Genomic DNA, 15,231 nt, shown 5'->3' on the forward strand with positions numbered 1-15,231 from the left:
CGTCGGAGAGTGTAGTGGTTATTCAGTGTGCTTTTAAAGAGTGTCGCCCGTATTTAAATGAGCTAGAAACGCGCTTTAACTTAACCCAATGGGCGCAAAGTTGTAGCGGTTTTAGCCTATATTTTGACGAAACAGGCCTAAACCTACTAAAAACTGATGAACCTAAGCTCGGCGCTATAAACGTAGACTTTGTAACGGGGGCTGTGGCGCACAGGCGAAAATTTGGTGGCGGAAAAGGGCAATCTATAGCTAAAGCGGTGGGCCTAAATAAAGGCGCAACGCCTGTTGTACTTGATGCCACCGCAGGCCTTGGACGAGATGGCTTTGTGCTGGCCTCTCTTGGTTGCAAAGTAATACTGCACGAGCGTCACCCTGTGGTAGCTGCTTTATTGTTTGATGGCTTAAAACGTGCCTACGACGACGCTGAAATTGGCCCTTGGATGCAGCAAAATATGAGCTTAGTGTTTGGCTCAAGCCATACATTGTTAGAGCAATGCGAGAGCATGCCCGATGTAGTGTATTTAGATCCTATGTTTCCACACCGTGAAAAATCAGCGCTAGTTAAAAAAGAAATGCGCGTATTTCAAGAGCTTGTTGGCGCAGACACCGACGCAGATGATCTACTTGATTTTGCCTATCCACTTGCTAGTAAGCGTGTTGTTGTAAAGCGCCCCGATTACGCCCCATTTTTAAATGACAAAACACCCAGCATGCAAATTAAAACAAAAAAGAACCGTTTTGATGTGTATGTAAAAGCGGCCATGGTTTAACGGCATTTAGCGTGTTGATCGGGCTTTAAGGATCTATGTCGCTGAAACCATAGTTTGACATAATACAACCATACTATGACATAATTAAACTATAGTTTGACATAAAACTTCTTATAAAAATAAAAAGTAAAAAATAACTTATTTATAATCATGTAGTTGATTTTTTATTAAACCATAGTATGACATAATCTGTTTTTATTTGTATAGTATGTATACAATACAAATAAAAACAGCTATTTCAGCCATGTATATACGTAATTTAAGAAAGCCTTCTCCTAATAAAAATGTATACAAATTTGCGAGCACTAAAGTTAGTAGTGTAATTATGTGTGAGAGCTCATTAGAGTTTGATGCATGTTTTCATCATGAATATAACGACTCTATAGAGAGTTTTGGGAGTCAGCCTGAAGGCTTTAAATATGAGTTTATGGGTAAAAGCTTACCTTACACACCCGATGCACTGATTTTGTATACGAATAAAACTCAAAAATACCATGAATATAAACCTTACTCTAAAATTGCTTCCCCATTATTTAGAGCAAAATTTGCTGCTAAACGAGATGCATCATTAAAAATGGGAATTGACCTTGTTTTAGTAACCGATAGGCAAATTAGGGTAGATCCAATATTAAGTAACTTAAAGTTATTACACCGTTACTCAGGTGTTTACGGCATTAGTAGCATTCAAAATGACTTGCTCAGTTTTATTCGTACATCAGGTGCAATTAAGCTAAACGATGTAAGTTCTCAGATCGGCATACCAATTGGCGAAACACGCTCACTTGTTTTGGGGCTAATGCATAAAAGGTTGATTGAAGCTGAGCTAGGGTGTGATGATTTAAATAATAATCCAACACTATGGACTACACCATGACAGATTTTTTCAATGAATTTGATGAATCGCTAGCTCCATTAAAACCACAAACACCCACACAATACGTCAAATTAGATGATGCCAACTTAATCAAGCGTGATTTGGATACCTTTTCAGATACCTTTAAAAACCAAGCGCTACAAAGGTATAAGCTAATTAGTTCTATAGATAAAAAACTTTCACGTGGGTGGACCCAACGAAATTTAGATCCTATTTTAGATGAGCTTTTTAAAGCGAGTGACGAAGTTCGGCCAAATTGGCGAACTGTTGCTCGTTGGCGCAAAAAATATATCGAAAGCAACGGTGATATTGCCTCCCTTGCTGATAAAAACCACAAAATGGGAAACAGAACTAACCGTATAAAAGGGGATGATAAATTTTTTGATAAAGCATTAGAACGATTTTTAGATGCTAAAAGACCTACTATAGCAACTGCATATCAGTACTATAAAGACCTTATTGTTATTGAAAATGAGAGTATTGTCGAAGGCAATATTCCAATAATATCCTACAATGCGTTTAATAAAAGAATCAAAGCAATACCCCCGTATGCGGTCGCGGTCGCAAGGCATGGTAAATTTAAAGCAGACCAATGGTTTGCTTACTGCGCTGCGCACGTGCCACCGACAAGAATATTAGAGCGTGTAGAGATTGATCATACACCACTTGATTTAATCCTACTTGATGATGAGTTACTTATCCCTATAGGAAGACCTTACCTAACATTACTTATTGATGTATTTAGTGGCTGTGTTCTTGGTTTTCATCTTAGTTATAAATCTCCTTCATATGTATCTGCGGCTAAGGCTATTACTCATGCGATTAAACCAAAGTCTATTGCTGCTATGAATATAGAACTACAAAATAATTGGCCTTGCTTTGGTAAATTTGAAAATTTAGTTGTAGATAATGGGGCTGAATTTTGGTCTAAAAACCTAGAGCATGCTTGTCAGTCCGCAGGAATAAATATCCAATATAACCCTGTACGCAAGCCTTGGTTAAAACCCTTTATAGAGCGTTTTTTTGGGGTAATTAATGAATATTTCTTACCTGAGTTACCAGGAAAGACATTTTCAAATATTTTAGAAAAAGAAGAATATAAACCTGAGAAAGATGCAATTATGCGCTTCTCAACTTTTGTTGAAGAATTTCACCGCTGGATCGTGGATGTATACCACCAAGATAGTAATTCACGTGAAACTCGAATCCCAATTAAACGCTGGCAACAAGGGTTTGATGCATATCCCCCTTTAACTATGAGTGAAGATGATGAAGCGCGCTTTGATATGTTAATGCGCATCTCTGACTCAAGAACGTTAACGAGAAATGGGTTTAAATATCAAGAGTTAATGTATGACTCAACAGCTTTGGCTGATTATCGTAAACATTATCCGCAAACAAAGGAAACTGTAAAAAAACTGATCAAAGTCGACCCTGATGACATCTCAAAAATTTATGTTTATTTAGAAGAGCTGGAAAGCTACCTAGAAGTACCGTGTACAGACCCTAGCGGTTATACGGATGGTTTAAGTATCTATGAGCATAAAACAATAAAAAAAATTAATAGAGAAATGATTAGGGAATCTAAAGATAGTCTGGGCTTAGCTAAAGCTCGCATGGCTATTCATGAGCGAGTAAAGCAAGAGCAAGAAGCTTTTACTGCATCAAAAACTAAAGCAAAAATTACAACCGTCAAAAAGCAAGCTCAAATAGCTGATGTAAGCAACACAGGAACGGGCACTATTAAGGTCTCTGAAGAAAGTGCAGCCCCTGTGCAAAAACATATAAGTAACGATAATTCTGACGACTGGGATGATGACTTAGAGGCATTTGAATGAATGCCTTAACAGAGATACAGATAGAGAAGTTACGGAACTTTAGCGATTGCATCGTTATGCACCCGCAAATTAAAACAATTTTTAATGACTTTGATGAATTAAGATTAAACCGTAAATTTCAGTCAGACCAACAGTGTATGCTATTAATTGGTGATACAGGTGTTGGAAAAAGTCATACCATTAATCACTACAAAAAAAGAGTTCTAGCTACACAGAATTATAGTCGAAATACTATGCCAGTCTTAGTAAGTCGTATATCTAGGGGGAAAGGCTTAGATGCTACTTTAGTCCAAATGCTGGCAGATCTGGAGCTATTTGGAAGTAGTCAAATTAAAAAACGAGGCTACAAAACAGACCTTACTAAAAAGCTTGTAGAAAGCTTAATTAAAGCTCAAGTAGAGCTACTCATCATTAATGAGTTTCAGGAGTTAATAGAGTTTAAAAGCGTACAAGAACGACAACAAATTGCAAATGGGTTAAAGTTTATTAGTGAAGAAGCCAAAGTGCCAATAGTACTGGTTGGTATGCCTTGGGCTGCAAAAATAGCTGAAGAACCACAATGGGCTTCTCGCTTAGTTAGAAAAAGAAAACTTGAATACTTTAGCTTAAAGAACGACATTAAGTACTTTCGCCAATATTTAATGGGCCTTGCGAAGCAAATGCCATTTGATAAGCCCCCTAAGCTTGAAAGTAAGCATACCACAATGGCGCTATTTGCTGCATGCCGAGGGGAGAATAGAGCTCTTAAACATCTTCTATCAGAAGCTTTAAAATTAGCATTGAGTTGTAATGAGCATCTTGAAAATAAACATTTTATTACAGCTTATGAAAAGTTTGATTTTTTTAATGACAAAGATTCACTAAAGCTAAAAAACCCTTTTGAACAAGATATTAAAGATATTGTTATTTATGAAGTAATTAAAAGCTCATCGTACAACCCAAATGCTTTGGATCCTGAAGATATGCTCACAGGGCGTAAATTCGCAATAGTAAAGTAAGTTGTACTAGCTTATGGTCGATTAAGGAGATTCAAACGGATAAGGCGTTAAATTAGGTTCGTGTGATTTAATCAAGTATGACAGTCGCATATGTGCCAATAGCAGACGATCACAATAACCAATAAATAATTTGCTGAATCATGAAATCAGACGTCACTATGACTCACTTTTGGACACAAATGAGTGCGCTACTAGTTTTACCCCCTTACTTACTCTTACATCGAATTAAATTAGTAAGGGGAGGCCATAGGGTAAGACGTACCTTGTTGTGAAATTAACGTACTAGACCTATACAGCGCCTTATTTGATACTTTCCATCCTCTTTTAATCTTATTTCAGCTTGGAAGTCCAACCCTTCACCAAGGTGCTCGGTAAAGCTATGAGGAAAAGCTGTTCTGTGGAAGAAAGCCTCATTCGATGTCGCTCCTATACTAGCAAAACCAAATCCACGGTCTTTGTTGTAAAACTTAATTGAACATGTTTCGGTTTGAAGCTGATTTTTGCCTTCAACAAATCCGTCCATTGTATCTATCTGAATCCCTCTATCCCCTTGCCCTAATGTACAATAAACTATGTCACCGTCATGGATTGTTTCCAATTCATTTTGTTTAAGCTTGGAGACTTTGAAATAAACCTCTTCATTTAATTCGGTTAGAGACATAAAACCAAAGTCTTTCTCTTGATCATAACGTTCAACTTTACCCATGAGTTTTTCTCCAAGGAAACTGGAATAGTTATCTTGAATAACCCCATTAGATTCGCCTTTATCTGAACTAAAAGCTTGGATATCCTTTATCAAGCTCTTTTGACACTCGAACTGTTCTTTGTCCTCTTCTATATTTATATACTTCTTATCTTCATGAATAAGATAGTCAGAGAATTTTTTTCGAACATAAGAAGTTATATCGCTGAATGATTTCTTAGACTTATAGCAGCTACGAATTTCAGCAACCACTTCAGGATTACATATACCAGTAGTCAGTGCCATTTGGTAAAAATAAACACTATTCCTAGTAGATAAGTCGTAATGAGCCAAGCCCTTGTAAGTTATAGCTAGCTTTTGAATATCATTTAAAACACTTGCAGAGGGATCGTATGACTCTATCAGTCTTAGTGAAGATAACTCAGTCAAGCAAGACTCTACATCAACGGAATCCACTCCCAATGCTTCAAAGTAATCCGTTATCGATTCAACTGTTAAATGTCTTTCTTCAACATCTCTACCGCTTGACTTTGTCACCTTTAATAACGCGAGAATTCGTAAATTCAATAAAGGGGAGTGTGATTTTTTCGAACTGACTTTAAAGGTAGAAATTACGCCAAAATCTTCACCAGTGCTTAGTCTATAGGCTTCATAGTCACCACGCAGTAAAGCATCTATGAACTTGGAATAGCTAATTGGCTCTGTCGTTATATAGCTTGTAATAAGGTCCTCAATCCTCATTACTGGCGAAGTAATGATTCTTTTTGATAGGCTCATTATGGCGCGAATATTGTAGTTGGTCAGCTCTCCGAGCGTTTTTGCTGTGAAGTTATTCTCCACAAAAATATCTTCCAGCACCTGAGCAAACTTTGAAATGTCTTTGAGCTCTATGCGAATCCCTTTACTAGACAAATACTCTCTTTTCTTATCCGTCTCAGCTGTAACGAGCGTCTTATTGAGAAAATCTATACGTTTTCTAAACACTTCCCTCGGTGAAGGTGTTGGCAAAAAGAAAGACTTAGATTGATGTATAGTAAATATATCCGTTTTTGAGAAGCTCCATGCGGACTTATCAGTTACGGGAAACATAAGCATACATAGCTGTACTTTGCGTCTATACGAGTTACAAAGCTGAAAAATTTGGGTTTTGAATTCGAGACTAAACTCATCAGTATTATCTACAATTATGATTGGCAGCTTCTTCCTGTTGTGTATAGTGAAATGAAGTAAGCTTTCGAGATACCCTTCACGATTTTCATCAACTTCCTTTTCTAAAAAATCGGCAAATTTTTTATCAAACGTATCCTTATCATTTTCATAGATTTTCTTTAAGTGTCCCGCAGCCCTTCTCTTATACTCGCTAAAGTACATACCTTGTAGGTCTGTGTATGCAGGGAAACCCTCTACAAAGAGTTCTTTTTCGATAAAGACGATCATTGTTTCGGTGATCCAACTAACGATTGTTTGTTCGTCACCAGAGGCATCTAAACAATTTATCTTTATCGTTAAACAATGTTCACGCGTGCTTTTAGGCAGTATTTTTGAAAAAAACCTGTCAATATAGGTCGTTTTACCTGAGCCCGTGGGGCCAACAATGAAAACTGAAAGGTCAGATTCAGAGGGCATTTCAGCTTGAACATTCCCCTTTATCAGATTACTTAACTCACTTCCTACTTGATTTTTGTCCTGAGGTAAATTATTCAAAACACTAGACGTGATTTTCTCAAGGGAATAATCAGCAATGCGACTTTCATTCGACTCTACAAAGCACTCTTTCATTATTTCTGAGTTCTCATCACCAGTTAGCTGCGTGAAGAAACTATGCAGTATTTTTTCCAAATCAAATGCTACTGGTGATTTTTGGAGTATATTTATTTCGCTCGGTGCGATTGCTGAGGTTAGGGGTAAAGTCAGGTATTCTCGGCTATTATGTACTTGATCGAATAATGCATTATAGGTTTTGGCACTAAAACAATCATATGACAAGAGTTCATAGAACCTACTAAAGGAATTCTGTATTGCTTCTAAAGATGGAAAAACAAATGCTTCCTTTTCTCTATAACCACCTTTAACCCAAGTTTTAAAAACGACCCATGTAATACCATCAGTAACAACAGCTATTGGTATTCCTTCCTCGCTAGCATAAGAATGAGCTTGTCGTATACCCTCAATTGAAGGTTTTAGAACTGAGCCGGATATTTTAAGAGGGCGACACTTATCAGTAACGGCTGATTCAACGCCTAAAATGCCAATACGCTTAGCTTCAATTACTAACGCTCTTTCACCACCTACTTTAAGTATGTAGTCTGAGAAGCCATTAGCATGATTATTTTCACATGAAAATGAAGTAAAAGACCAACCTAAACACTCATGAAATATTCTGTTTATTATTTTAACTTTTGCGTCTTCTTCACTTATTATAGAAGAAAGGTCATCTTTGACCTCTTCAAGCAAAGCCTTCAGTTTCCCCTCAGCAATATCAACGTTAGCCATTTTTTACCTTAAGTCTTTACACACCATACAGTTAGAATACATGAACATCATCACGCATACTATGTCAAACTCTATATGTTACATATTTAACGTAACTCATTAACAGTAGTTAGACGCCTTTCAACTTCAACTCTAGTAAAACGTTCACCGTGCTTTGCATGTTTCGAACAAAATATTGAATAAAGTAGATCTGATAAAGTCGGTCGAGGGTGCTCGGAATTGTCCATTTCCTTCCTTGAAAAGTAACTATTGGGTCGAGCCCTATCTTTTCCTAACCAAGTTGTTTATAACCTGAATTAATCCGTTTTTCGTAGTTTAGCAAAATCACTGACGCACTTTTGTCCAAAAACGAGTTTACTCGACCGTCTGCTTCTCGCTCAAAACCGCCTGTCAGGCGAAGTCTAAACCCGTTCTTTTAAACTGTAGGATCGGATATGAGCTACTACATCTAATGATAGTTAGGAAGTCCAATCCACTATAGGACAACATAGTTAGAGACCTTTAGTCTCACAACGACTTTTAACTACATTATTTTGGTTCTTTTGTAGCTTTGAAATCTTCTCAGCTCTAGTGCACTCCCAAGCATCAACAGGATACATTCTATCCCACGCATTCATTAGTTGGCGCTGTGCTTTACTCATGCTGTATCGTTTATAAGTGTTCTCCATATACAGATAAGTACGTGCAATTTGCCCTCTAGCCATTTCAGGTGGCTCAGCTTTTCTGTCGTCTATTTTCATCACACAACGCCCGAAATCGCTTTTAGCCGCTGGAAGCATGGTAAAGTTATGATTACTTCTTAGCGCATTCACAGCGCCAATGGCCGGATAAAGGTTGAACATATCAGCTTGCATAAAACGGTATTCCGTATTTACTTTCTCTGCACATCGTCGCCCTTTAAATGACTTCCCCTTACTATTCACACACTGCTTATGTCCATCTCGCCATTCGCTAAAAGTACGACCAAAGTTTTCTGCTGGAACAACATGTTCCCATTCAATTTTTTTAGCTCGTTTGACGTACTTTGTTGTAGAAAAGCCCTTCGGTGCGGTTACTTTTTTATTAACGTCAAATGTCGCACCACAATAAAGTGTAATGCGGTGGTTGTTATAAACCTGCTTTTCTAGAAGTCGTTTCGCTTTGCTAAATGAGTCGATTTCTTGATTTGCTGAAGAGGGTGCAGAGAAGATTAGTGTTGCTAACAGTGTAATTATGGATGCTTTCATTATGATTCTTGGTACCTATTTCAGTTTAAATATGTCACATGTAATAAATGAGTTAATAAGCTAGTTCTCATATGTGGTGACTGACAATTTTAATTGTAGAGCACAGATATTATGCTTTTAAAATTTAATGAGAAAGCTACTTCCCAGTCCATGTATTGTCATTTTGATACTGCCCAGAGCAAGCGCTGTTATATGCAAATTGGCCCGTAGACTTATCTCGACAGCGCCAGACTAAGTTGTAGTTACCATCATAAAACTGGTCCCATGCATAACCAGAAGAATAGTTATTTGACCCGCCAGCTCCTGCCGCAGCAACAGCTAAAACGACGACACCTACCGCAACGACAGCAGCAACAACGCCTTGAGCGATTTCTTTTCTGTCTTGTGCAGCTAATATCTCACATTTGTATTGAGTGAGTGCTCTATATTTAACTTCTCTGTTAAGCGCGTAGATATAGTTCGCTTCATCAGTATTTTCGGCGGTGTAACTTTTAGCGAGGATATCTTTATCATCAAGGTAATTTCGACACACTTGAGCATCTGTTAATTCAGAGTCACCGGCAATGATGGCGTGTCTAGAGGCTGAACAACCAGTAATAAAGCTAAGTATCAGAAAAGATACAATAGTGTTTTTAAATAAAGTCATCAGTAAATTATTCCATAATTAAAATAAGCTTTGAGTAAGCTCATAATTCCTTTATGAAATTTTAACAAACCGATGTTGATTTTACTAATTGTTATTAAATGGGTTTTTCATCTTTAAGTCTAAAACATGCTTATATCAGCTCTAATTAAACTATCGTCTCACAAAAAGAACCTTGGCATAATTTGAACCTTAAATTACACTGTATATATAAACAGTGCTTGAGGTGTGTATGTTCGTTATTCCAATTTTTATAGAAGCTGGCATTACCGGCTTTGAATCTCCTGCCGCAGAATATGTAGAGCTCGGTATTTCAATTGATGAGCTAATCATCAAACACCCGAATGCCACTTTTATTGGTATCGCTTCTGGGCAATCCATGCAAGAAGTAGGAATATTCGATGGTGACTTACTAGTCATTGATAGAGCTGAGGATGTAAGTACCGGCGATATTATTGTTGCTAGTTATAACGGTTCGTTTGTTTGTAAAATCATAGATAAGTCGAAGCGCTTACTTATCTCTGCCTCTAAAGATTATAAGTCTGTTTATATTTCTAATGATGATGACTTTAAGCTCGAGGGTGTCGTTACTGCGAGCATCCGCCTACACAGAAATAAAGCTGAAGTGAATCGATGTTTGCCCTCGTAGATGCAGTGGCATTTTATGCCAGTGCGGAGAAGGTATTTGACCCATCCATTCGCTTTAAACCCGTTGTTGTTCTAACAAATAACGATGGGTGTATTTGTGCAATATGCCCTATTGCTAGAAAGCTTAATATCCCGAAATTTGAACCTTACTTCAAAATTAGACCCTATTTAGAGCAGCATAATGTCGTCGTGCGCTCTTCAAATTATGAACTCTACGCTGATTTGAGTGAGAGAATGATGACGGTCATTAATCGTTTTTGTGATGACCATTATGTTTATAGTATTGATGAGTCATTTTTACGTTTTACTGGTTTTTCTAAAATCATTGATGACTGGGCTGACTACGGACACACAATACGACGAGCTGTATGGCGTGAGACAGGATTGCCTGTTGGTGTAGGCTTTGGCATTACGCCTACGTTAGCTAAAGCAGCCAACCATGCGGCAAAAAAACTCTCTGGTTATAACGGGGTTGCTGTTATTCACGATGATATCTCACGCCAGGAAGTCCTGATGCGTATGGATGTTACCGATGTCTGGGGTATTGGCTCTCGACTCGGTAGAAAACTCAAGGTGATGGGAATTAAAAGTGCATGGGATTTAGCGAATCAAAACCCTAAAGAAATGCGACGCATGTTTAGCGTTGTTGTTGAGAGGACCGTAAGTGAGCTTAACGGCATCGCCTGCTTAAGTTGGGATGAAGTAAAACAGAATAAAAAAGAAATCTACTCAACGAGAAGTTTCGGGGAAAGAGTAAGTGAATTAAATACATTAAAATCAGCCCTCGTAACACACGCAGCAATTGTAGGTCGTAAACTAAGAAAGCAACAATCATTAGCAAAACGACTTGTTATATTCGCTGCAAGCTCGCCACACGAAGACCTGTATTATAAGAAATCATTGCTCTATGATTTTCCTATACCTACATCAGATACCAGTGTTATAGCCAGTGCTGTTTCAGATGTTATTGATGATATTTATAAGGCTAACACGCGCTTTTATCGCTGCGGTATTGGCGCAATAGAATTAGAAAGTGAGTTATTTCAACAAGCAGATATGTTTTCTGTGAGTAAAGATAACCCAGAAGTAATGGCGTGCTTAGATGCTATAAATAAACGTTATGGTGTTGGCACTTTATCTTTAGGAAGTGAAAAGCTCACAAAATCATGGAGCATGAAACGAGCTTTTTTATCGCCCCATTACACAACCCGTTGGTCAGATATTCCAATCATAGATTGTGATTGAGCTAGGTTAGATAAACCAAGTATTGAATGGAATTAGACCAGAACATTCATCTAATATGTAAAATCTAATAAATGAACGTCTCGCTTTTAGTAAATAAACTTTAGCTCAAAATATTCCGCTTTGTGCCATGAGCGGACATTGAAGATTTTTAATGTATGAAGTCAAGATTTGACCCCATTCACTTTAAATTGATAAAAGTGCCTCTTTAATAATGATTTAGAAACACCGACTTTACTACTACCCAATTTTATTCCTGCAAAATTTTTGTAGTAGGTATCTTTTACTTTATCAGAAACAACTATTTCTAAGGTCTGCGGTTCAATTGATATTAAAAACTTATCGAATAACCGATGGAGATCAACTCTGAGACATAAGCCATTCTGAATGACGTTAGATTGTGCCCCTTTGTAAGGCATAATGTGTGCAGCCTCAAGTAAGGCTTGTTCTTCACTGCTAGATATAGCACATTTCAAATAGAAATTATCCAGAATGAGTGCTCGAAATCCCTGCTGACCGACCCTAGTAACCTGACTTCTAGTAACTCTACTCCGGTTATCCTCAGATAAGGCTTCTAAATCCAAATTCTCTTTCTGAATCGGCTTGGCAAATCTACTTTTCTCTTCAGATTCATCTCCAGCCTCGTCATAATCGTACTCTAAGTCAAGAATTTGTGGGTGTTCAAGAAAAGCTTTCCAGTGCTTCTTTTGGTTATCAATTTTATTGGCATAGCGAATAATTGCTAAAGCTTCACAAGCGGCTGCAACTGAATTAAAAGAATAATCTCGTTCTTCCCATAATTTTATAATCTGTTTTAAAGGCAACTTAATGAGCTGCGAGCGGCTATATTTTTTTCTATCAAATGGATTATCAACTTTAAACTGTTTTTGACTTGCATAGTTGTCATACTGAAAGACAGCATCACTTTTTATTCTATTTTCAAATTCAGTAATATAATCATGATTTAAATAACTTTCCCATCCTCGATAGCTATCAACATTTCCATCATTTACATCTTTAAGAGCAAGCACCTCTGCCGCTGCTTCTTTTGTTCCACATAGCTCATACCTATGCAGCCAAACCTCTGAGATTTCATCAAGACTAAGTTCATTTACATCTTCTGGATCATAAACATATAGATGAAGTGGTAATTCATCACTTTGGCTAGTTAAGGTTGGCTCTTCTTGCTGAAGTTCATCAACCTCATAAGAATATGTTTGGGAGGTTATGAGCGAAGCATCACTATCTATTTCGAATGCAGTATTTAGGTATGAATCAGAGCTTTCCTTAGCTAGAAGATACAGCCCTACATTAAACTTAGGGCCGTAGTTTTTCATTTCAAGCTTTTTCTTAGCTAACTTTCTTTTACTTTGTTTTTTACTTTTTTGGTAATTGCTTTTCGCGTTATCAAAGTCTAATGAGCTTATAAAATTACTTAAATCTTCTTTATTTGATTTATTTGCATACTTCTCTCTAAACTCCTTCTTCTCGGTTTCACTTAGTTTTACACCCTGTTTTGAAAAAAACTGGAAAGCGCCATCCACTCTAATTCCTTTTGAATAGAGCTTTAAAATTCCTTGCTTAACCTTTAAGGAAAGATTATCCATAATTTACCTTCATCAGATGAAAAAGCCAACGATAGTCAAATCTTGACTTCAGGTATCAAATTTTTTGACTAACTGGTTCTCACTATTTGCGAGGTTCGGCGCCAATTGCGGGCATTGGTAACGCCCGCCACAAACGCGAGCAACTTGTTGCGAGTAGAGCACCCAACGGGCGCATTTTGATGGAGATTGTTAGGTACTTTATTTATCATATTTTTTAATACCTTTTATCCAAGACTTAGGCATGAACGCAATGGTGAGGAACAATAAAACGCCGCCTATTTTTCCAAAAACTTCAATAGCTAACAACATCGCAAAAATTAACCCAGCAATCACTGCACAATATGCAATCAGAACCCTCACTGCTGTATGTTCAAAAATTCCTCTCCAAAAACCATGTTTAGCTATCGATGTAGAAAGAGAAAGAAAAAATAATACAAGCAAAGTTAAGCCAATCAATCCCCCTGTAAAATCACAGACAGCGCTCTGACAAATGCCGCCGCGTGTTTGTGCATTTACAGTTATTGGTATGAGCGCCCAAAAAATTAGAGGTAAACAACGGTTTGATTTCATAGCACCACCTAATAATTAAATAGCGCGCTCATCGTGCATATTTCCGGGGAGTTAACGCTCATTTATCTACTTTATATAGTTTTAACAAATTACCTAAGGTATTACTACCACTTAGCTTTCTAAAACTTTAAAGAAAAGTAAAATAGAACAATATGCGCGCGTCGCTCATTTTTATGAATATGCGCAAAGAGCAGTTTAACCAATAAATTAGCGACGATATTAAGCAAATATCAATGTCCGGTTATCGCTCATACCCGAATTCTTTTGTAGCGGGCTAAGCTTAAAACTCCATAAACACCGGAGTACAACTAATGCACCAGTTAACAATATATCAGCCTAAAGAGCCTTGGAATAAAAATAAGCTTGTAGGACAAAAGTTACCTCTGAAATTACAGCAAATATGGGCTATCCGAATACGACTAGAACTTTTTCATAAAATAAGAGATCTAGCACTATTTAACCTAGCCATAGATAGCAAACTAAGAGGGTGTGATTTAGTTTCACTAAAAGTTAACGACATCGCACATGGTAAAACAATTCAATCAAGGGCAATAGTCGTTCAAAAAAAGACTGGTATGCCCGTTCAATTTGAAATTACTGGGAATACAAGGAAATCAATTGTGGCGCTCATAGAGCAATTTACTCTCAACTCTTATGATTACTTGTTTAAGTCACGAATCCATTCTTCTGCACACCTTTCAACTCGTCAATATGGACGTATAGTTGATTCTTGGGTCACCTCAATTGGGTTAGATAAGACTCAATATGGCACTCATTCTATGAGACGTACTAAACCATCACTAATTTACAAAAAAACTAAAAATTTAAGAGCCTGTCAGCTTCTACTTGGCCATAGAAAACTAGAGAGCACTGTCAGGTACTTGGGAATAGAAGTTGATGATGCGTTAGAAGTATCAGAACAGATCGATGCTTAAGTTTGAACCAATGCCAGACCTGAAGTAAGCGTCTGGCATTGGTTTCTAAAAAAATGTTAATCCACGCTACTTTGTTCTAATAAAATTATAATGAAGCTGTATCAATATTGATTTGATAAGGCTTACTGACAAATTCAGCCATTTTTATACACTCCTTAACTGCAAACCCTCGTCCTTTGTAGTTTGCGAAAGCAATATGAGTATTATCAGTTAACACTGCATATAATCTATAGTCATGTGTGTAGCCTTTTCTAGGTATAGCTTTAAAACCTTTAATATCTGATAATTTATAAACACGTTTAAAAATAGTATATAAACTACTCGACTTTAATTCCAAGGTTTGTTTTGCGAGATCAAAACGACATACATAGCCACCAAACGAACCACTCCACCCTAGCCAGCATATAAACCCAGATACCCATATCGGTAATGATTTTGCTTCATCAGAATTAAACACATTAATTAGCCCGATAAATAAAAAGAAACCACACAACAAAACTAGCAATAATCTAGTTAACCTTGGTTGTCGATAAATAGCTAGCTCACTAGATAGTTCTTTAAAATACATTACAGCACTCCGTATTTAACTAAGCCGGCAATGGCTGTAAAAACAAAAAATGGCAGGGATAGTTTTATTAGCGATTTGCGATCCCATATTTCAATGAAAACAAGATCTTCACTATT

General features: G+C 37.2%; 13 protein-coding genes. 7 read left to right on the forward strand and 6 right to left on the reverse strand.

What is annotated here, in order from left to right; genetic code table 11:
* Positions 1 to 14 precede the first annotated feature (14 nt).
* The 4 genes from AN391_RS06420 (at position 15) to AN391_RS06435 (ending at position 4,480) form a co-directional block, all read left to right on the forward strand.
* On the forward strand, positions 15 to 770 hold the full coding sequence (locus tag AN391_RS06420; RefSeq protein ID WP_055014635.1) for a class I SAM-dependent methyltransferase: 756 nt from the start codon (positions 15 to 17) through the stop codon (positions 768 to 770).
* A gap of 325 nt (positions 771 to 1,095) precedes the next feature.
* Entirely contained in the window at positions 1,096 to 1,644 is a 549-nt protein-coding gene (locus tag AN391_RS06425) for a Tn7 transposase TnsA N-terminal domain-containing protein (RefSeq protein ID WP_235576475.1), read from the forward strand.
* Positions 1,641 to 3,482 (forward strand): Mu transposase C-terminal domain-containing protein, encoded by a 1,842-nt coding sequence (locus tag AN391_RS06430; protein WP_055014636.1) that lies wholly within the window; start codon positions 1,641 to 1,643, stop codon positions 3,480 to 3,482. The genes AN391_RS06425 and AN391_RS06430 overlap by 4 nt, the downstream gene beginning before the upstream one ends.
* Entirely contained in the window at positions 3,479 to 4,480 is a 1,002-nt protein-coding gene (locus AN391_RS06435) for a TniB family NTP-binding protein (protein WP_055014637.1), read from the forward strand. Before AN391_RS06430 ends, AN391_RS06435 begins: the two co-directional genes overlap by 4 nt.
* 274 nt (positions 4,481 to 4,754) lie before the next feature.
* Here AN391_RS06435 and AN391_RS06440 read toward each other — a convergent pair whose 3' ends face one another.
* From AN391_RS06440 to AN391_RS06450, 3 genes are all read right to left on the reverse strand, one after another.
* Positions 4,755 to 7,676, reverse strand: a complete 2,922-nt coding sequence (locus AN391_RS06440) for a cold shock domain-containing protein (protein WP_055014638.1) — start codon at positions 7,674 to 7,676, stop codon at positions 4,755 to 4,757.
* 491 nt (positions 7,677 to 8,167) lie between these two features.
* On the reverse strand, positions 8,168 to 8,902 hold the full coding sequence (locus AN391_RS06445) for an endonuclease (protein WP_055014639.1): 735 nt from the start codon (positions 8,900 to 8,902) through the stop codon (positions 8,168 to 8,170).
* A gap of 136 nt (positions 8,903 to 9,038) precedes the next feature.
* On the reverse strand, positions 9,039 to 9,548 hold the full coding sequence (locus AN391_RS06450; protein ID WP_055014640.1) for a hypothetical protein: 510 nt from the start codon (positions 9,546 to 9,548) through the stop codon (positions 9,039 to 9,041).
* A 229-nt stretch (positions 9,549 to 9,777) separates the two neighbouring features.
* Between AN391_RS06450 and AN391_RS06455 the strand changes: the two genes are divergently transcribed.
* Both AN391_RS06455 and AN391_RS06460 read left to right on the forward strand, forming a co-directional pair.
* Complete coding sequence (locus AN391_RS06455) at positions 9,778 to 10,194, forward strand: LexA family transcriptional regulator (protein ID WP_007583926.1); 417 nt, start codon at positions 9,778 to 9,780, stop codon at positions 10,192 to 10,194.
* The gene (locus tag AN391_RS06460; protein WP_055014641.1) at positions 10,179 to 11,438 is read left to right on the forward strand and encodes a Y-family DNA polymerase; all 1,260 of its coding nucleotides are present in this window, start codon (positions 10,179 to 10,181) and stop codon (positions 11,436 to 11,438) included. Before AN391_RS06455 ends, AN391_RS06460 begins: the two co-directional genes overlap by 16 nt.
* A gap of 161 nt (positions 11,439 to 11,599) precedes the next feature.
* Here the strand turns inward: AN391_RS06460 and AN391_RS06465 are convergent, their stop codons facing one another.
* Positions 11,600 to 13,042 carry an HNH endonuclease gene (locus tag AN391_RS06465; protein WP_055014642.1) on the reverse strand — a complete coding sequence of 481 codons (1,443 nt, stop codon included), beginning with the start codon at positions 13,040 to 13,042 and terminating at the stop codon, positions 11,600 to 11,602.
* A gap of 198 nt (positions 13,043 to 13,240) precedes the next feature.
* Positions 13,241 to 13,612: a hypothetical protein gene (locus AN391_RS06470; protein WP_055014643.1), complete on the reverse strand. Its 372-nt coding sequence runs from the start codon at positions 13,610 to 13,612 to the stop codon at positions 13,241 to 13,243.
* 311 nt (positions 13,613 to 13,923) lie between these two features.
* Here AN391_RS06470 and AN391_RS06475 point away from each other — a divergent pair, with 311 nt between their 5' ends.
* Positions 13,924 to 14,547: a tyrosine-type recombinase/integrase gene (locus AN391_RS06475; RefSeq protein WP_055014644.1), complete on the forward strand. Its 624-nt coding sequence runs from the start codon at positions 13,924 to 13,926 to the stop codon at positions 14,545 to 14,547.
* A gap of 85 nt (positions 14,548 to 14,632) precedes the next feature.
* Here the strand turns inward: AN391_RS06475 and AN391_RS06480 are convergent, their stop codons facing one another.
* Positions 14,633 to 15,115 carry a hypothetical protein gene (locus tag AN391_RS06480; RefSeq protein ID WP_010388418.1) on the reverse strand — a complete coding sequence of 161 codons (483 nt, stop codon included), beginning with the start codon at positions 15,113 to 15,115 and terminating at the stop codon, positions 14,633 to 14,635.
* Between the last annotated feature and the right edge of the window lie 116 nt (positions 15,116 to 15,231).

Origin of the sequence: Pseudoalteromonas sp. P1-13-1a (assembly GCF_001401875.1) — a bacterium.
Lineage (GTDB): Bacteria > Pseudomonadota > Gammaproteobacteria > Enterobacterales > Alteromonadaceae > Pseudoalteromonas.